At 71.7% G+C, this 17,979-nt stretch carries 12 protein-coding genes; 7 read left to right on the forward strand and 5 right to left on the reverse strand.

The annotated features are described in order from the left end of the window. Positions 1–72: 72 nt before the first annotated feature. The 5 genes from ACFZBU_RS01395 to ACFZBU_RS01415 form a co-directional block, all read right to left on the reverse strand. Entirely contained in the window at positions 73–1,623 is a 1,551-nt protein-coding gene (locus tag ACFZBU_RS01395; RefSeq protein ID WP_391581388.1) for an ABC transporter substrate-binding protein, read from the reverse strand. A 261-nt stretch (positions 1,624–1,884) separates the two neighbouring features. Continuing rightward, entirely contained in the window at positions 1,885–3,303 is a 1,419-nt protein-coding gene (locus ACFZBU_RS01400; RefSeq protein WP_391581389.1) for an oligopeptide/dipeptide ABC transporter ATP-binding protein, read from the reverse strand. Then, positions 3,300–4,367, reverse strand: coding sequence for an ABC transporter ATP-binding protein (locus ACFZBU_RS01405; RefSeq protein WP_391581390.1), 1,068 nt, complete (start codon positions 4,365–4,367; stop codon positions 3,300–3,302). Before ACFZBU_RS01405 ends, ACFZBU_RS01400 begins: the two co-directional genes overlap by 4 nt. Before the next feature lie 132 nt (positions 4,368–4,499). Next, on the reverse strand, positions 4,500–5,426 hold the full coding sequence (locus ACFZBU_RS01410; RefSeq protein ID WP_391581391.1) for an ABC transporter permease: 927 nt from the start codon (positions 5,424–5,426) through the stop codon (positions 4,500–4,502). Next, positions 5,423–6,373 carry an ABC transporter permease gene (locus ACFZBU_RS01415; RefSeq protein WP_360310631.1) on the reverse strand — a complete coding sequence of 317 codons (951 nt, stop codon included), beginning with the start codon at positions 6,371–6,373 and terminating at the stop codon, positions 5,423–5,425. Before ACFZBU_RS01415 ends, ACFZBU_RS01410 begins: the two co-directional genes overlap by 4 nt. A gap of 606 nt (positions 6,374–6,979) precedes the next feature. Here ACFZBU_RS01415 and ACFZBU_RS01420 point away from each other — a divergent pair. The 7 genes from ACFZBU_RS01420 to ACFZBU_RS01450 all read left to right on the forward strand — a co-directional run bounded on the left by ACFZBU_RS01420 (position 6,980) and on the right by ACFZBU_RS01450 (position 17,829). Continuing rightward, the gene (locus ACFZBU_RS01420) at positions 6,980–8,293 is read left to right on the forward strand and encodes an ammonium transporter (protein WP_020553249.1); all 1,314 of its coding nucleotides are present in this window, start codon (positions 6,980–6,982) and stop codon (positions 8,291–8,293) included. Further along, positions 8,290–8,628 (forward strand): P-II family nitrogen regulator, encoded by a 339-nt coding sequence (locus ACFZBU_RS01425; protein WP_360310627.1) that lies wholly within the window; start codon positions 8,290–8,292, stop codon positions 8,626–8,628. Before ACFZBU_RS01420 ends, ACFZBU_RS01425 begins: the two co-directional genes overlap by 4 nt. A gap of 130 nt (positions 8,629–8,758) precedes the next feature. Further along, a complete protein-coding gene (locus ACFZBU_RS01430; RefSeq protein WP_391581392.1) occupies positions 8,759–11,089 on the forward strand; it encodes a [protein-PII] uridylyltransferase in 2,331 nt (776 codons plus the stop codon). A 317-nt stretch (positions 11,090–11,406) separates the two neighbouring features. Further along, complete coding sequence (gene ffh / locus ACFZBU_RS01435) at positions 11,407–12,975, forward strand: signal recognition particle protein (RefSeq protein WP_391581393.1); 1,569 nt, start codon at positions 11,407–11,409, stop codon at positions 12,973–12,975. Between the two features lie 81 nt (positions 12,976–13,056). Then, positions 13,057–13,620, forward strand: coding sequence for a GNAT family N-acetyltransferase (locus tag ACFZBU_RS01440; protein ID WP_391581394.1), 564 nt, complete (start codon positions 13,057–13,059; stop codon positions 13,618–13,620). Between the two features lie 26 nt (positions 13,621–13,646). Continuing rightward, positions 13,647–15,365, forward strand: a complete 1,719-nt coding sequence (locus ACFZBU_RS01445) for an alkyl sulfatase dimerization domain-containing protein (RefSeq protein ID WP_391581395.1) — start codon at positions 13,647–13,649, stop codon at positions 15,363–15,365. A 205-nt stretch (positions 15,366–15,570) separates the two neighbouring features. Further along, positions 15,571–17,829: a bifunctional serine/threonine-protein kinase/ABC transporter substrate-binding protein gene (locus ACFZBU_RS01450; protein WP_391581396.1), complete on the forward strand. Its 2,259-nt coding sequence runs from the start codon at positions 15,571–15,573 to the stop codon at positions 17,827–17,829. Positions 17,830–17,979 lie beyond the last annotated feature (150 nt).

Consider the following 17,979-nt stretch of genomic DNA (forward strand, 5'->3'; position numbering starts at 1 on the left):
CCGTCTCTTTCTACTGCCTTCCGGCGGTCTGGTCCATCAAGATCGGGTCACTGTTGTACTTCTGATGACCTGTCAGGCCTTTTTGCCGATGCGATCGAAGAGGAAGATGCCGTCGTTGGACAGCTGCACCCCGGTCACCCCGGAGTGGAACACGCCGGCCACGACCGCCTCCTGGTAGACCCACAGCGGCATGTCCCGGTCCAACTGGAGCTGGAGCTGGGTGTAGGCGGCCCGGCGTCGGGCCGGGTCGGTGGTGTTGCGGGCGTCGTCGAGCGCCTTGTCCACCACGTCGTCGCCGTAGAAGCAGCAGTTGCTCGGGCTGCCCCGGTGCAGGTACTGGTACACCACCGGCTCGGGATCGTCGGCCAGCAGTTGGCTGACCTTGACGTCGAACGCCTCGGCCAGGTTGGAGCGCTTGACGAACTCCGCCAGGTCGGCGGTCTCCACGTCGACCGCGACTCCGGGGTACTTCTCCAGCGTTTCCTTCATGTACCGGCCGAGTTCGTCGATCGCGCCGCTCTTGGGCGCGAAGAACTTGAGCCGCATCGGCTTGGCGCCGTTGTCGGTCACCCTGGCGAACAGCTCCGCGGCCTGCTTCGGCTTGTTCTCCGGCGCGGACAGCTGCGGGTTGGCCAACGCGGTGGCCTGGTTGAAGATGCCGCGCGCGGGGGTGCCCGCGCCGCCGAACACGCGCCTGTTGATCTCCTCGCTGCTCAGCGCCAGCACGATCGCACGCCGCACCTCGGGGTTGGCGGTGGGACCGCCGGAGGTGTCGAAGCTGAGCAACTGGCCGCCGGAGAGCGCGAGCGACTCGACGCCGACGCCCGCGTCGCGCGCGGCCTTGAGGGTGAACGCGTCGCTGACGTTGGCGACGTCGGCCTTGCCCTTCCTGACCTTGTCGACCGCCGCGCTGCCACTGGACTCGAAACGGAAGGTGAGGCTGTCCAGATACGGCTTGGCCGGGCCCTGCCAGTAGTTCGGGTTCTTCACCAGGGTCAGGTGGTCGCCCTTGACCCAGTCGCCCGGGCGCAGCATGAACGGGCCCGCGCCGACCGGGCGTTCGGCCAGCTTGTCGACGCCCTCGGCGATCGCCTTGGGCGAGGCGATGAAGGACAGGCTGCGTGCGACCAGGCGGTCGAAGTTGCCGTTCGGCTTGTCCAGGATGATCCGCAGCTCCAGCGCGTCGGCGCCGATCTGGCTCTTCATGCCCACCGTCGCGTCCCGCTGTCGCGACTTGGTGGTGGGCACCGCGTGCGTGTCCCAGTTGATCTTGACCGCCGCGGCATCGAAGACCGTGCCGTCGGTGAACTTGAGGTTGGGCCGCAGCCGCAGGCTCCAGATCTTGTTGCCGCCGCCCTCCACCGGGGCCAGACTCTCGGCCAACTGCGGCTGTACGGAGCCGGTGACGGGGTTCGTCCAGACCAGGCTGTCGTACAGGGCCGCCATCCGGTTTCCGTCCGCCTGCGCGGCGTAGGAGGGCAGGAACGGGTCGAGGCTGCGGGCGTCGGAGGTGGCCAGGATGTCCAGCGAGCCGCCGGCTCGGGGGGTGCCCACCGCGCTGGGGGCCTCACCGGACTCGGAGCCGCAGCCGGCCGCGGCCAACAGGCCGATTGCCGCGATCACGGCGGCGGTGCGACGGCGTGCCCGAAGGGCGAAAGGTCGTGCGTGTGCCACAGAAAACGTCCTCAAGCATGGAGCAGGCCGGCCGATGGCCGGATGCCGCGCGATGAGCGCGGTCAGCGCCGTGAGGCTACAACTCGACACGTGTCGCATCGTCGACGGGATGCCCGATTCGACCCCCGCACGGTCGACCCGGACACGGGCGTGTACGCACAGCGACGCGGTACGGCCCGGGGTCGGCCGTACCGCGTCGGGGGTCGGCGGTCAGTCCCGCTTGGTCGCGTCGGGTGCGGCCTTCGGCTCGGTTCCAGGCTCGGTTCGGGGGCCGGACTCGGGCTCGGCGTCGGCCTTGGCCGCAGCCTCGGGCTCGGGGTCGGCCTCGGCCTTCGGCTCGGGCTCGGCCTTCGGCTCGGGCTCGGCCTTCGGTGCCGCCTTCGCCTCCGGCTCCACCTCCGGTTCCGCCTTCGCCTCGGCCCCGGCCTCCGGTTCCGGCTTCGCCTCGGCCCCGGCCTCCGGTTCCGGCTTCGGCTCGGCCCCGGCCTCCGGGTCCGGCTTCGGCTTCGGCTCGGGCTCGGCCCCCGGTTCCGGCTTCGGCTTCGGCTCGGGCTCGGCGCCCGGTGCGGCCTCGACGGCGGGCGTGGTCCGCTCGAACACCGCCGCCTCGCCGACCAGCGGGAAGTGGCACGCCACCCGGTGTCCCGGCGCGATCTCGCGCAGCGTCGGCACGTGCGCCGCGCATTCCTCGCGCGCGATCGGGCAGCGGGTGCGGAACCGGCAGCCGCTGGGCGGGTTCATCGGCGAGGGGATCTCGCCCTTGAGCGAGGGCCCGGCCGGCGCCGCCGCGGGGTCGGGCGCGGGCACCGCGTCGAGCAGGGCGCGGGTGTACGGGTGCGCGGGCGAGTCGTAGATGGCCGCGGTGTCGCCGGTCTCGGCGATGGTGCCCAGGTACATCACCGCGACGTCGTCGCTGATGTTGCGCACCACCGCGAGGTCGTGCGCGACGAAGATCATCGACACGCCGGTGCGGTTCTTCATCTCGTCGAGCAGGTCGAGCACCTGCGCCTGCACCGACACGTCCAGGGACGCCACCGGCTCGTCGCAGATCAGCAGGTCCGGGTCGACCACCATGGCCCGGGCGATGGCGATCCGCTGGCACTGGCCGCCGGAGAACTGGTGCGGACGCCGGTCCGAGACCAACTCCGGGTCCAGGCCCACCTGGCGCAGCACCGCCTCCACCCGCGGGCGGATCTCCTCGGCGGACATGCCGGAGATGACCAGGCCCTCGGCGACGATGTCGAAGATCTTCCGGCGCGGATTCAGCGCCGAGATGGGGTCCTGGAACACCATCTGGATTCGCCGACGCATCGTGCGCAGACCGGACTTGGGCAGGGTGGTGAGCTCCTGCCCGTCGAACCGGACCGAGCCTTCGGACGGCTTGGTCAACTGCAGGATGGCCCGGGCCAGCGTGGACTTGCCGCACCCGGACTCGCCGACCAGGCCCAGCGTGCGGCCGCGCCCGAGCTCGAAGCTCACGCCCGCGACCGCGTTCATCATCCCGCCGGGCACCCGGAAGCGCTGGACCAGGTCGGTGACCGTGAGCAGCGGATCGGTGCCGGTCGAGGTCTCGGCGGCGGGCTTGTCGTCCAGGGCGAGCGCGCCCGGCGCGGTGCCGTCGGCGGTCATGCGGAGGCCTCCTTCATCAGGGACGGCTGCCCGCTCTCGACACCCTCGGCGGGCGCGACGTCCTCGCCTACGGGGTGATGGCAGGCGAACCGGTGTGCGCCGAGTTCGTCGCCGAGCTCGGGTCGCTCCTCGCGGCACAGGTCGTCCGCCGCCGTGCAGCGGGCCGCGAACGCACAACCGGACTTGAGCGTGACCAGGTCCGGCGGGACGCCGGGAATCGCCCGCGGGCGCTGGTCGCGGGGCACGTCCAGGCGCGGCACGGCGCCCAGCAGGGCCTCGGTGTAGCGATGCCGGCGGTGCAGGAACAGGTCTGCGGTGGGGGAGTGTTCGACCATGCGACCGGCGTACATCACGGCGATCTGGTCGGTTCGCCCGGCCACCACGCCCAGGTCGTGGCTGACCAGGATCATGCCCATGCCGCGTTCGGCCTGGATCTCCTGGAGCAGGTCGAGGATCTGCCGCTGCACGGTCACGTCCAGCGCGGTGGTCGCCTCGTCCGCGATGAGCACGTCGGGGTCGCAGGCGAGTGCCATCGCGATGGTCACCCGCTGGCGCATGCCGCCGGAGAGCTGGTGCGGGTACTGCCGGGCGCGCTTGATCGGTTCGGGGATGCCGACCAGCTTGAGCAGTTCGATCGCGCGCTCGCCGGCCTCCTTCTTGCCCAGGCCCAGATGCAGCCGCATCGACTCGGTGAGCTGTCGGTCGATCCGCAGCACCGGGTTGAGCGAGGTCATCGGGTCCTGGAAGACCATCGCGATCCGGTTGCCCCAGATCTTGCGGGCCTCCTTGCGCGGTACGCCCACCAGTTCGCGGCCGTCCAGGCGCACACTGCCGTGGATGTTGGCGATCGAGGGGCAGATGCCCATCAGCGAGCGCACGAGCATCGACTTGCCCGAGCCGGACTCGCCGACCAGGCCGAGCGTCTCGCCGCGTTCGATGCTGAAGGACACCCCGTCCACCGCCTTGAGCAGCCCGCGCGGGGTGTCCAGGTGCACCCGCAGATCGGTGGCCCGCAGCAGTGGTTCGTCCGGCGTGGGCGAGCCGGTCGTCTTCGGCTCCGCCATGGTCACCACGCCACCTTCGCGCCGCGCGGCTGTTGGATCCCGTCCATGTGTGCGGTCCCGTCTGTGTGAGGGGGTCGAAGAACGAGGCCGACGGCGGTCCCGTGGGAGGCGGGACCGCCGTCGATCCCTCGGCTACAGCTTGGTGTCGCGGACGTCGAACCTGGCACGCAGCCGGTCGCCGATGACGTTCAGCGAGAAGACGGTCAGGAACAGCACCCCGCAGGGCACGAACACCTGGGCCGGATACAGCGAGAGGTCGTCCCGGGCGGCGTTGATCATGCCGCCCCAGCTGGGCATCGGCGGCGGGATGCTCAGGCCGAGGAAGGACAGCGAACCCTCCGCGACGATCAGCACGGCCATCACGATCACCGAGTACGACATCACCGCGGGGAACGTGTTGGGCAACAGTTCCTTGAAGATGATCCGACCCGGTCCCGCGCCCATCGCCTTGGCCACCGTGACGTATTCGCGGTTGGACTGGGCGATCGCGCTCGCCTTGGTGAGCCGGGTGAAGCCGGGGATGGTGAGCACGGCCAGACCCGCGGTGATGCTGGTCTGCGACGGCTCGTACACCGAGGACAGCGCGAGCAGCAGGATCAGCGGCGGGAAGGCCAGCAGCGCGTCGGAGAACAGGTCGATGATCATCTCGGTGATGCCGCGGAAGTAGGCCGCGACCAGGCCGAGCAGACCACCGATGATGACGCCGACCACGACCGACACCAGCGCGACGATCATCGACACGCGCGCGCCGAAGGCGAGCCGGGTCAGGTGGCTGCGGCCGAGACCGTCGGTGCCGAGGAACTCGGGCCAGGCCGAGAACGGCTTCTGCTTCGCGTCGCCGAACGCCTGCCCGTACTCGTGCGGGAAGACGCCCGGGGCGATCAGGCTCAGCACCGCGCCGAGCAGCACGATGCCCATCCAGCCGATCGCGAACCACAGCAGCACGCTGGGCCGCTTGCGGGCCTTGCCGCTCTTGGCCCGCTTGATCTGCGAGGGTCGCAGGCCCGTCGGTTCGGCCGCGCCGAGGGCCGGCTCCGGGGCGGTTTCGAGTGTGCTCATCGGGCCCTCACTCTCGGGTCGATGAGTGAGTAGCCGATGTCCACGAGCGTGTTGAGCAGCACGTAGACGATCGCGATCACCACGACCGTGCCCTGGACGACCGGGATGTCCTTGCCGTTGATCGCCTGGTACATGCCCTGCCCCAGGCCGGGGATGGAGAAGTACGACTCGACGATGACGGTGCCGCCGATCAGCCGGCCCAGGGTCAGTCCGGAGACGGTCAGCAGCGAGAACGACGAGGGCCGCAGGGCGTGTCGGAACAGTACGTACGACGTCGACAGGCCCTTGGACCGGGCGGTCAGGATGAAGTCCTCCTGGAGCGTGGCGAGCATGTCGCTGCGCAGGAGGCGTTGGAACTGGGGGATCTCGGCGAGGGCCAGCGCGAGCGCGGGCAGGAACGCGAACTCGATGTTCTTGGCGAAGTCGATCGAGATGTACTCCCATCCCGTCGGCTTGAACGCCGCGATCATCTCCCGGTTCGCGAAGAAGTAGACGAGAAGGAACACGCTCACGAAGGTGGGGATCGACAGCAGCGCCGAGGACACGCCGCCCACGACGCGGTCGACGCGACCGCCTGCCTTCGCGGCCGTCCACACACCCAGCGGCACGGCCACGATCAGGGCCATGAGGAGGGCGAAGACGGCGAGTTCCAAGGTCACCGGGAAACGCTCGGTGATGCCGTCCATGACGGGGGTTCGAGTCTTCAGCGACTCCCCGAGGTCGCCGGTGAGCGCGTGGCCCACCCAGGTCACGTATCGGACGGGCAGCGACTTGTCGTACCCGAACTCGTGCTCCAGGTCCTTGAGATCCTGAGGCGTGGAGCCGGGGCCGAGCATCTGGGCGACCGGTGAACCGTCCACCAGGTCGGGCAGGGCCGTGGTCGCGAACGTCACCAGGAACAGCACCGGAATCAGGGCCAGCAACTTGCGACCGAGCAGGCGCAACACGACGGTGTCACCCCCTCTCGCTGGTCTGGTCGGTTGACGAGGTCTGTTGACGTTCCGTGCGGTGATGCGGTCGTGCGCTCGCGCGAAACCGCCGAATCCCGGACAGGGCCGATCACCTGTGGTGACACGTGCCTTGACGGGTCGTCAGTTAAGCGCGGTGATTAATTACGGCAGTGGGCGCGATCAATGTCAATGGATTCAACGCAACCGTTAGCGGGTCGAAAACGTCCGGTGCGAACCGGAGCGTCGGGCTCCGGCGGCACGTGTCGACCTGCGGGAATAAGGTGCGGAGGCCAACTAACTGACGGTGCGTCAGATGTGGTCGACGGGCTGTGTGTGGGTCGCCCGCCGCTCACCTGCGGGACACCCGCCGGCCCTCTCGCGCGCGAGCCCGACTCGTCCGGAGACCGGCCCGCCGCGCGTCCGGGGATCGGCGCGATCCGGCCGGCCGTGCGCGTGAGCGGACGTTCATCCGCCGGAAACACATGTGCGGCAAGCGTCACGTCGGCGAAACACGTCGCGCCACGGCGTGAAACCTCACACCCCGAAGCTCCTTTCCATGAGCTCCCGGAGGTCGGCCGGGGCCACGGAGAAGAGAGGCAGAGTATGGACACGGGTAACACCGCATTCGTACTCCTGAGCGCCGCACTGGTCATGCTCATGACACCCGGGCTGGCGTTCTTCTACGGCGGCATGGTCCGCGTGAAGAGCGTCCTCAACATGCTGATGATGAGCTTCATCTGCCTGGCTGTCGTGACGGTGCTGTGGGTGCTCTACGGGTTTTCGATGACCTTCTCCACGGACGCCTTCGGCGGCCTGGTGGGGAACCTGGACTGGTACGGCATGCGCGACATCGGGGTCGCCGAGTTGTGGGACGGCTACACGATCCCGGTGACGGTGTTCGCGGCCTTCCAGCTGATGTTCGCGATCATCACCCCGGCGCTGATCAGCGGCGCCGTCGCGGACCGTACCAAGTTCACCGCCTGGGCCGTGTTCGTGGCGTTCTGGGTCACCCTGGTCTACTTCCCCATCGCGCACTGGGTCTGGGCCGCGGACGGCTGGTTGTTCGAGAAGGGCGTGATCGACTTCGCCGGCGGTACGGCGGTGCACATCAACGCCGGTATCGCGGCGCTGGCCCTGGTCCTGGTGATCGGCAAGCGGGTCGGCTTCAAGCGTGACCCGATGCGCCCGCACAACCTGCCGCTGGTGATGATCGGCGCCGGCCTGCTGTGGTTCGGCTGGTTCGGCTTCAACGCCGGCTCCTGGCTCGCCGCGGACGGCGTCACCGGCCGCGCCCTGATCAACACCCAGATCGCCACCGCCGCGGCCATGCTCGGCTGGCTGTTCCTGGAGAAGATCCGGGACGGACACCTGACCACCCTGGGCGCCGCGTCCGGCGCGGTGGCCGGCCTGGTCGCGATCACCCCCGCGTGCGGTGCGCTCAGCCCGCTCGGCTCGATCGCCCTGGGCCTGGTCGCCGGCGCGGTGTGCGCCTGGGCGGTGGGCCTGAAGTACAAGCTCGGCTACGACGACTCGCTCGACGTGGTCGGTGTGCACCTGGTCGGCGGCATCATCGGTTCGCTCGCCCCCGGCTTCCTGGCCACCGGTCACGTCCAGAGCGACGCCGAGGGCTTGTTCTACGGTGGGGGCTTCGACCAGCTGGGCAAGCAGCTGATCGGCGTCGGTGCCGTCCTGGCCTACTCCTTCGTCGTCACGTTCATCCTGGGCACGGTCATTCACAAGACCATCGGCTTCCGGGTGTCCGAGGACGACGAGGTGGCCGGCATCGACCAGGTCGAGCACGCCGAGACCGGGTACGACTTCGCCACACTCGGCGGTTCCACCCGACCGTCGGCGGGCATCGGCACCTCTACGGGCGCGGGCGCCGCGGCGCCCGCCGACACGAAGGTGGATGCGTGAAGCTCATCACGGCGGTGATCAAGCCGCACCGGCTCGACGACGTGAAGAACGCCCTCCAGGCGTTCGGCGTCCACGGCCTCACCGTGACCGAGGCGAGCGGCTACGGCCGGCAGCGCGGCCACACCGAGGTCTACCGGGGCGCCGAGTACCAGGTCGACCTCGTGCCGAAGGTGCGCATCGAGGTCGTCGCGGACGACGAGGACGCCGAGGAACTGCTCGACGTCCTGGTCAAGGCCGCACGCACCGGCAAGATCGGCGACGGCAAGGCGTGGATCGTCCCGGTGGACAGCGTGGTGCGGGTGCGCACCGGCGAGCGCGGCCCGGAAGCCCTGTAACACCCCGATGGCCGGTCCCGCCCCGAAGGCAGTCTTCGGGGACGGGTCCGGCCATCCGCCTTCGTGTCGACCGCTCGCAGCGCCCGGCGGCCCGTGCCGCCGGCGCGTGTGAACGAGGGAGCAGGCCCCGATGGAACCGACCGCCACCTCGCGGTACACCCGAGCCAGGGACGACCTCCTGGCCGATCCCGCCGGGCCCACCGGCGTGGCCCGTCGACAGGCGCTCGGCGCGCTGTCGGACCGCTGGCTGACCGAACTGTTCACCGCCGCGGGCGCGCCCACCGAGGGCGTGTGCCTGGTCGCGGTCGGCGGCTACGGCCGACGTGAGCTGTCCCCGGGCAGCGACCTGGACCTGGTCCTGCTGCACGAGGGCCACGACCGGATCACCGAACTCGCCGACGCGATCTGGTATCCGGTCTGGGACGCGGGCATCGCCCTGGACCACTCGGTGCGCACTCCCGACGAGGCCCGCCGAGCCGCCGCCGAGGACCTGCGGGTGCAGACCGGCCTGCTCGACATCCGCCACATCGCCGGCGACCCCGACCTGACCGCCGCGCTGCGCACGTCGATGTTCGGCGCGTGGCGTGCGGCGGCGGTCAAGCGGTTGCCCGAGCTCTTGGAGTCCTGCCGCGAGCGTGCGCGGCGGCACGGCGAGGTCGCCTTCCTGCTCGAACCCGACCTCAAGGAGGCCCGGGGCGGCCTGCGCGACGCGACCGCACTGCGGGCCGTCTCGGCCTCGTGGATCGCGGACGCGCCGCACGAGGAGGTGGACACCGCGCGAGCCACCCTGCTCGACGTGCGCGACGCACTGCACCTGGTCACCGGGCGCGGCGCGGATCGACTGCTGCTCCAGGAGCAGGACGCGGTCGCCCGGCGGCTGGGCCTGCTGGACGCGGACACCCTGCTGCGCCGGGTCTCCGAGGCGGCCCGGGCGCTGGCCTACGCATCCGACGTGACCTGGCGCGAGGTGTGCCGGGTGCTCGCGGCGCGCGAGGCGGGCGCCGGGATACGCCGACTGCGCCGGGCCCGGACCGGGGTGTCCGCGCGCACGCCGCTGGCCGAGGGCGTGGTCGAGTACGCGGGCGAGGCGGTGCTCGCACAGGCCGCGCAGCCGGCCCGGGACCCGGTGTTGTTGCTGCGCGCCGCCGCGGCCGCCGCGCAGGCCGGCCTGCCGCTGTCCCGACACACCGTGGACCGGCTCGCGATCGAGTGCCCGCCGTTGGCCGATCCGTGGCCGCCGGCCGCCCGCGAGGCGTTCGTGTCGCTGCTCGGCGCCGGGCGGGACGTGTTGCCGGTGTGGGAGGCGTTGGAGTCCAAGCGGCTGATCACCGCGTTGTTGCCGGACTGGGAGCGGGTGCGCTGTCGTCCACAGCGCAACGCGGTGCACCGCTTCACGGTCGACCGGCACCTGATCGAGACCGCGATCGAGGCCGCCGCGCACACCCGCCGGGTGGCCCGGCCGGACCTGCTCCTGGTGGCCGCGCTGCTGCACGACATCGGCAAGGGCTGGCCGGGCGACCACAGTGTGAGCGGCGAGGTGATCGCGCGCGAGGCCGCGGCACGGATGGGCTTCGCCAAGAACGACGTGGACGTGCTGGGCACCCTGGTGCGCCACCACCTGCTCCTGGTGGACACCGCGACCCGGCGCGACCTGGACGATCCGACCACCGTGGCGGCGTTCGCCGAGGCGGTGGGCAGCGTGGAAACCCTCGATCTGCTCCACGCGCTCACCGAGGCCGACGCCGCCGCCACCGGACCCGCCGCGTGGAGCGAGTGGCGGGACGCCCTGGTCCGGGACCTCGTCGCCCGGACCAGGGCGGTGTTCGCCGGCCGGCCCGCCCCGGCGGTGTCCGAGCGGATCGTCACCGCCGACGTGTCCGGCGAACTTCCGGTGGTACGGCTGGAACCGCTGCCCTTCGGCGCCGAGGTGACCATCGCGGCGCCGGACCGGGTCGGCCTGATGGCGCTCTCCGCGGGGGTGCTGGCGCTGCACCGCCTCACCGTGCGCTCGGCCGCGATCGACGTGATCGAGGAGTTGGGCGTCACCGTGTGGACGGTGGAGACCGAGTTCGGCCGGCTGCCCGACCCGGCCGCACTGCGCGAGGACGTGCGCAGGGCCCTGGCCGGCGGCCTGGACGTGGCCGCCAGGCTGGCCAAGCGGGAGGCGGCCTACCCGCCCCGGCGCGGTACCACCCGGGCGCCCGCCCGGGTGGAGGTGATCGCGGACGCGTCGGAGAGCGCGACCGTCCTGGAGGTGCGGGCGCACGACAGCCCCGGGCTGCTGCACCGGATCGGCAAGGCGCTGGCCGATGCCCGGGTGAGCGTGCGTCAGGCCCGGGTCGGCACGCACGGCGCGGACGCGGTGGACGCGTTCTACGTGGTCGCCCCGAACGGGAACCCGTTGACCGCCGCCGACGCCCGGAGCCTGGCCAGGTCGCTGGAGAAGGCGCTTGCGCCGTGATCAGCGGTCCGGCGCCGCGGCCCGGGGCGCGCGCCGTGACCGCAGGCACCGGCGCCGCCTCCCGGGCACGCGTGCCGCGGCCCGGCAGGCGGTGGCGCCGGGCAGGTCGGCGGGCGCCCCGCGGGTCGACGCCCCCGCCACTGCCCCTTCGCGTCGGCGTCGGCCGGGGCGCCCGTGCCGGGATCCGCGCGGGGGCGAACGGCGCCGGTCACGGCGTCGGCGGGCGGATCCCGGACGCGTGCCCCCGCCACGACCGCTCGGCGGGCGGTTAGGCTGGGCCCGACACCACCCGTATCTGACGAAGGACCTCTGCCGACGTGTTCGACACTCTCTCCGACCGCCTCGCAGCGACCTTCAAGAACCTTCGCGGCAAGGGGCGGCTCTCCGAAGCCGACATCGACGCCACCGCACGCGAGATCCGCGTCGCCCTCCTGGAGGCCGACGTGGCCCTCCCGGTGGTCCGCGAGTTCATCGGACGCGTCAAGGAACGCGCCCGGGGCGCCGAGGTGTCGGGTGCGCTCAACCCGGCACAGCAGATCGTCAAGATCGTCAACGAGGAACTCGTCGGGATCCTCGGCGGCGAGACCCGCCGGCTGCGCTTCGCCAAGACCGGCCCCACGGTGATCATGCTCGCCGGCCTCCAGGGCGCGGGCAAGACCACCCTGGCGGGCAAGCTGGGCAAGTGGCTCAAGGAGCAGAAGCACCAGCCGCTCCTGGTGGCCTGTGACCTCCAGCGCCCGAACGCGGTCAACCAGCTCTCCGTGGTCGCCCAGCGGGCCGGCGTCGCGGTCTACGCGCCCGAGCCCGGCAACGGCGTCGGCGACCCGGTCAAGGTCGCCCGCGACTCGATCGAGTTCGCCAAGACCAAGCAGTACGACGTGGTCGTGGTGGACACCGCCGGACGCCTGGGCATCGACGCCGAGATGATGCAGCAGGCCGCGGACATCCGGGACGCGGTCAAGCCGGACGAGATCCTGTTCGTCGTCGACGCGATGATCGGTCAGGACGCGGTGGTCACCGCGCAGGCCTTCCTCGACGGCGTCGGCTTCGACGGCGTGGTGCTCTCCAAGCTCGACGGCGACGCGCGCGGTGGCGCGGCCCTGTCGGTCGCGTCGGTGACCGGCCGGCAGATCATGTTCGCCTCCAGCGGCGAGAAGCTCGACGAGTTCGACGCCTTCCACCCGGACCGGATGGCCTCGCGCATCCTGGGCATGGGCGACATGCTCAGCCTGATCGAGATGGCCGAGGCCAAGTACGACCAGGACCTCGCGCTCAAGGCCGCCGAGAAGCTGCACGGCGGCGGCAACAACTTCACCCTGGAGGACTTCCTCCAGCAGATGGAGCAGGTCAAGAAGCTCGGCTCGATCTCGAAGCTGCTCGGCATGCTGCCCGGCATGGGCGCGATGAAGGAGCAGATCGACAACATCGACGACCGCGACCTGGACCGGGTCGCGGCGATCATCAAGTCGATGACGCCCGCCGAGCGGGCGGACGTGAAGATCCTCAACGGCTCGCGCCGGGCCCGGATCGCCAAGGGTGCCGGTACCGAGGTCAACGCGGTCAACAACCTGATCGAGCGGTTCGTCGAGGCCCGCAAGATGATGGGCCAGATGGCCAAGGGCGGCGGCATGCCGGGCATGCCCGGGATGCCGGGCATGGGCGGCGGCGCCGGCAAGAAGAAGGGCAAGGCGCCCAAGCAGGCCAAGGGCAAGCGCCAGTCGGGCAACCCGATGAAGCGCAAGCAGGAGGCGGCGGCCGAGGCGGCGCGCCGCGAGGAGCGCGCGGCGAACCCGTTCGGCCTGCCGGCCGGCGGCGGTGCGGGTGGCGCGGCCGACTTCGAACTGCCCGAGGAGTTCAAGAACTTCCTGCCGCCGGGCCAGAAGTAGGCCCGGTCGCGACACGGGACCACCGCACCCGGGGACGACCCCCGGGTGCGGTCGGATCGGACGACGAAGGGACACAGGCAGATGGCGGGGGTCGTGGACCTGTACACCGTGCCCGGTGCCCGCGTGGGTATCCGCGCGCCGCGGGAGTCGGACGCGGCGGCGTCCGCCGCGGCGATCCGCCGCTCGGACCACATCGCACGCTGGAATCCGTCCGACCCGGACGACCTGCCGGACCTGATCCGCCGACAGAGCGACAGCTTCCGCACGTTCCTGGTGGTGGATCTCGCCGATACGGCCCTGGCCGGCCGGGTCAACGTCTCGAACATCGTGCGCTCGCGGTTCTGCAACGCCTCGCTCGGCTACGACGCGTACAAGCCGTACGCGGGCACCGGGCGGATGACCGAGGCACTCGCCCTGGTGATCGATCGGGTGTTCGCGGCGGACGGGCTGGGGCTGCACCGGCTGGAGATCAACGTGCAACCCGGGAACGAGAGTTCGATCGCGCTCGCGCGCCGGATGGGCTTTCGGCACGAGGGCTTCACCCCGCGGATGCTCTTCATCAACGACGCGTGGCGCGACCACGAACGGTTCGCGCTGACCGCGGAGGAGTGGCCCGGGGCGGAGAAGGCGATTCTTCCCTCGTAGCGCCGGACGTGGCAGGCTGCCCGCCCATGACGTACGAGGTCGAGCCTGCCGTTCATCCCGAACTCGCCGCCCATACCGCGCACTTCACCAAGCGCGTGTACACCGTGGCCGAGCACGTACACGTCGCCGTGGGCTGGTCCTCGGCCAATGCGACGGTGATCGAGGGCCCCGGCGGCCTGGTGGTCGTCGACACCGGCAGCGGCGCGGATCTGGCCGCCGTGATCGAGGCGGAGGTGCGCCCGCACCTGAGCGACCCGCAGGCACCGGTCCGGGCCGTGGTGGTCACCCACCATCACCCCGACCATGTGAACGGCCTGAGCCACTGGGCCGCGACGCCGGACGTGGACGTCTACGCGCACCGGACGTTCCTGGCGAGTCTGACCGACCAGTCCGGTCCCGCGCTGCACATCATGGGCCTGCGCTCGGTGTACTCGCTCGGCAACCTGCTCGCCCCCTCGGACACCGAGGGGGTCAACGACGCGGTCGGCCCGCACGCGGGGGTGGGCACACCGTCGTTCGTGATGCCCACGGTGCTGGTGGGCGACGAGTTGGAGACCGAGGTCGCGGGCGTGCGGCTGCGCCTGTTCCACAACCCCGGCGAGACCGACGACGCGATCAGCGTGTACCTCCCGGACAGCGACGTGCTCCTGTGCGGGGACACCATCCAGGGCCCGACCCTGCCGAACATCCATACCCTGCGCGGTTGTCGCTACCGCGACCCGATGCAGTGGGTGCGCAGCATCGACACGCTGCGCGCGCACCGGGCCGCGCACCTGATCCCCAGTCACGGGCAGCCGGTGTCGGGAGCCGCGAAGGTGGCCGAGGTGCTGGCGGTGGAGCGGGACTGCATCCAGTACATCCACGACCAGACGGTGCGCCGGATGAACGAGGGGCTGACCCCGGACGAGTTGGCCGAGACCGTCGAACTGCCCGAACACCTGGCCTCGTACGCGCCCTACGCACGCGAGTACTACGGCACGGTCAAGCACACCGTGCGGCAGATCTTCTTCGGCTACCTGGGCTGGTTCGGCGGCGATCCGGTCGACCTGGACCCGCTTCCCCGCGCCGAATACGCGCGCCGGACGGTGGAGTTGATGGGCGGCCGGGAACGGGTGCTGGACGCGGCGAGGCAGGCGTACGCGGCGGCCGAGTACCAGTGGGCGGCCGAGCTGGCCACGCACCTGACCCGGATCGATCGCGAGGATGCGGACGCGCGCTCGGTCAAGGCCGCCGCGTTTCGCCGGCTGGGCTACGCGCAGCTCAACATCAACTGGCGGAACTGGTACCTGACCAGCGCGGACGAGCTGGAGGACCGGATCCAGCCGATCCTGCCGCTGATCAACTTCGCGGCGATCTTCGCACCGAGGGACCTGGTCGCGCAGATCCCGGCGGCGTGGCTGATCGAGCTGTACACGACCCGGCTGCGGGCCGAGGAGGCGCTGGACGTGGACGCCGTGCTCGGCTGGCGGGTGCTGGGCGGGGTGCACGGCGAGGAGGAGGTCGCGCTGCACATCCACCGCGGCGTCGCCCGTTTCCTGCGCGAGATCCCCTCGGACGCCGAGGTGATCCTCGAACTCCCGCGCGAAACCGTGGAATCGCTGCATCTGGGCCGCACCGACCTGCGCGGCGCCCTGGCCGGCGAGGACGCCCGCACCACCCGGGGCGGCGCCGAACGGGCGGTGACCCTGGTCGATCTCTTCGACCCGGCCCAACCGAAGAAGCCCACCGAACTCACGCTGCGCTGAGCCCCCGACATCCGGTCGGCGGCGCCCGGGTCCCGGGTGCCGCCGAACCGGCTGCGAAGCGGGGTCGGCTTCGGCAACGATTGGGTCCGGTCGGTCACGCGAGGCAGGCATGCGGGTGATCCCGGCCCCGTCGGACGGGAGCGACGGCCGGAGTCGACGACGGGGGAACCCAGTGGAGCCATTACGGGCCGACGATCCGCGTCGGGTGGGACCGTTCCGATTGCTGGGTCGGCTCGGGGCCGGCGGCATGGGCCAGGTGTACCTCGGCCGAGGTCCGGCCGGGCGGACGGTGGCGGTCAAGCGGGTACGGGTCGAACTCCTGGACGACGAGGACGCGTTCCGGCAGCGGTTCGCCCGCGAGGTGGAGGCCGCGCGTCGGGTGCGGGGACCGTTCACCGCACCGGTCGTGGCCGCGGACGCGTATGCCGGGGTGCCCTGGCTGGCCACCGCGTACATCCCCGGGATGACGCTCGGCGAGGCGGTCGGCGCGTTCGGTCCACTGCCCGCGCACACCCTGGGCGCGGTGGCCTCGGGCCTGGCCGACGCGCTGCTTGCCATGCACGCGGTGGGCCTGGTGCACCGGGACCTGAAACCGGCGAACGTGCTGCTCGCGGTCGACGGCCCGATCGTGATCGACTTCGGCATCGCGCTGCTGGACGGGGCGACCGCGCTGACCCGCACCGGGCGCACCCTCGGCACGCTCGGGTTCATGTCGCCCGAGCAGTTCGAGCGGGCCGACGTCGGACCGGCCAGCGACGTCTTCTCCTACGGAGCGGTGCTCGCCTATGCGGCCACCGGACGACTGCCGTTCGGATCCGGGCCCTGGCCGGTCCTGCTGGCCAACCTGACCGGCCGCGATCCGGACCTGGCGGACGCCCCGGAGGCGTTCCTGCCGTTGCTGCGGGCATGCCTGGACAAGGACCCGACCCGCCGGCCGACGCCGACCCGGGCCCGCGAACTGGTGCCGATCGGGACGGGCGAGGATCTGCCGGGTGGCTGGTTGCCGATGCCGCTCGCCCACGAACTGCTGCGGATCGCGGGGCGTGCGCTGGACGCCGAGGGCATGCCGGATCCGCGCGCGGAGGAGTTCGGCGATGTACCGAACCGGGCGCCGGGCGACCCGGGGGACGAGGCGACCGACGACCCGCGGTTCCCGCCGGTCGTCGGCTGGGCGGTCGAGGACACCGCCGATTCGGAGGAGTTCGGGCCGGCCCGGGTCCGTGTCGAGCCCGCTCGGGACGCGCTGCCGGGCGACCCGCCGGGCGATCTCCCGGACGGCGCGTCGAGCCGGGTCGAGCCGGCCGCCGCCCCCGCCGCGCGCATTGTGCATGCGAGCGGCGCGGGCCGGGGCGGGAGCCATCGGCTGCCGTCGACCCGCTCCCGGTTCACGCTCGTGGTCGTGACGGCCGTCGTGGTCGCGCTGACGGCCGCCCTCCTGGTGTGGCGCGGGTTCGGAGACGACACCTCCGACGCCGCCCATCCGCCCGCCGCGTTCCCGGTCGGTCTGCTGCTGCCCGACAACCGGGCGGAGCGCACGGTGCGACCGGCGTTCGAGGCCCGGATCCGACATCTGTGTCCCGGCTGCACCGTGCGCTTCGCCCGGGCCGACCGGCAGCCGGACGTACAGCATGTGCAGGTCGACGCGATGATCTCGGCCGGTGTCCGGGTGCTGGTCCTGGGCCCGGTGGACCCCAAGGACGCGGCGCCGGCGGTGACCAGGGCCCGGGAACACGACATTCCGGTGGTCTCCTTCGACAAACTGGCCGCCGGTCCGGTGGCCGGGCACGTCTCGTTCGACTTCCGGGCGGTGGGCCGACTCCAGGCCGAGGCGCTGCTCGACGCGGTGCGGACGGCCGGCGGACCGCACCGCGGCTCGATCGTGATGCTCAACGGCCGCGCGGGCGATCGGGCCGGGAACGAGGTCAAGCGCGGCGCCCACGAGGTGCTCGACGGTGAGGTGACGATCGGGCGCGAGTACGACGTCGAGGACGCCGGCGGGTCCAAGGCCCAGCAGGTGATCGGCGACGCGGTCACCGCACTCGGCGGGCCGCGGCAGCTGATCGGGGTCTACGCGGCGGACGACACGATGGCCGAGGGCGTGCTCCGGGGTCTGACGGCCGCCGGTGTCGGCCGACCCGTGCCGCTGACCGGACAGGATCCGGACCCGGCCGCGCTGCGCCGGATCATCGCGGGCACCCAGACCGTCTCGGTGCTCAAGCCCGTCGGGCCCGAGGCCGAGGCCGCCGCCGAGATGGCGATCGCGCTGGGCCGGGGCGAACCGTTGCCGGGTGTGAACGCGGCCCGCGACAACGGGACGACCCGGGTGCCGACCGTGGCGTTGGCGCCGATCGCGCTGACCCGGGCCAACCTCAAGGAACTGCTGCCCATGCTCCCGGGCCTGGACGTACGCGAGGTGTGCACGGCCGAACTCGCGTCCGCGTGCGCCCTGCTCGGTCTCGGCTGACTGCGTCGCGGATCGCGGGCCCGGGTCGACGGGCGCGGATCCGGCGGCACGAGGCACGAGGCACGAGGCTGGGGGCGCCGAGCTCGGGGCGCGGAACTCGGCGACATCGGGGAATCGACCCATGCCCTGACCCCGGACCCGTTCGGCACC

Source organism: Embleya sp. NPDC008237, from assembly GCF_042956465.1.
Taxonomy (GTDB): domain Bacteria; phylum Actinomycetota; class Actinomycetes; order Streptomycetales; family Streptomycetaceae; genus Embleya.

What these genes read in the sequence shown, in the direction of transcription:
- ACFZBU_RS01400 (WP_391581389.1), bottom strand. Translation starts at nt 3,303, where the DNA reads ATGACCGCCGACGGCACCGCGCCGGGCGCGCTCGCCCTGGACGACAAG.
- ACFZBU_RS01405 (WP_391581390.1), bottom strand. Translation starts at nt 4,367, where the DNA reads ATGGCGGAGCCGAAGACGACCGGCTCGCCCACGCCGGACGAACCACTG.
- ACFZBU_RS01410 (WP_391581391.1), bottom strand. Translation starts at nt 5,426, where the DNA reads ATGAGCACACTCGAAACCGCCCCGGAGCCGGCCCTCGGCGCGGCCGAA.
- ACFZBU_RS01420 (WP_020553249.1), top strand. Translation starts at nt 6,980, where the DNA reads ATGGACACGGGTAACACCGCATTCGTACTCCTGAGCGCCGCACTGGTC.
- ACFZBU_RS01430 (WP_391581392.1), top strand. Translation starts at nt 8,759, where the DNA reads ATGGAACCGACCGCCACCTCGCGGTACACCCGAGCCAGGGACGACCTC.
- ACFZBU_RS01440 (WP_391581394.1), top strand. Translation starts at nt 13,057, where the DNA reads ATGGCGGGGGTCGTGGACCTGTACACCGTGCCCGGTGCCCGCGTGGGT.
- ACFZBU_RS01445 (WP_391581395.1), top strand. Translation starts at nt 13,647, where the DNA reads ATGACGTACGAGGTCGAGCCTGCCGTTCATCCCGAACTCGCCGCCCAT.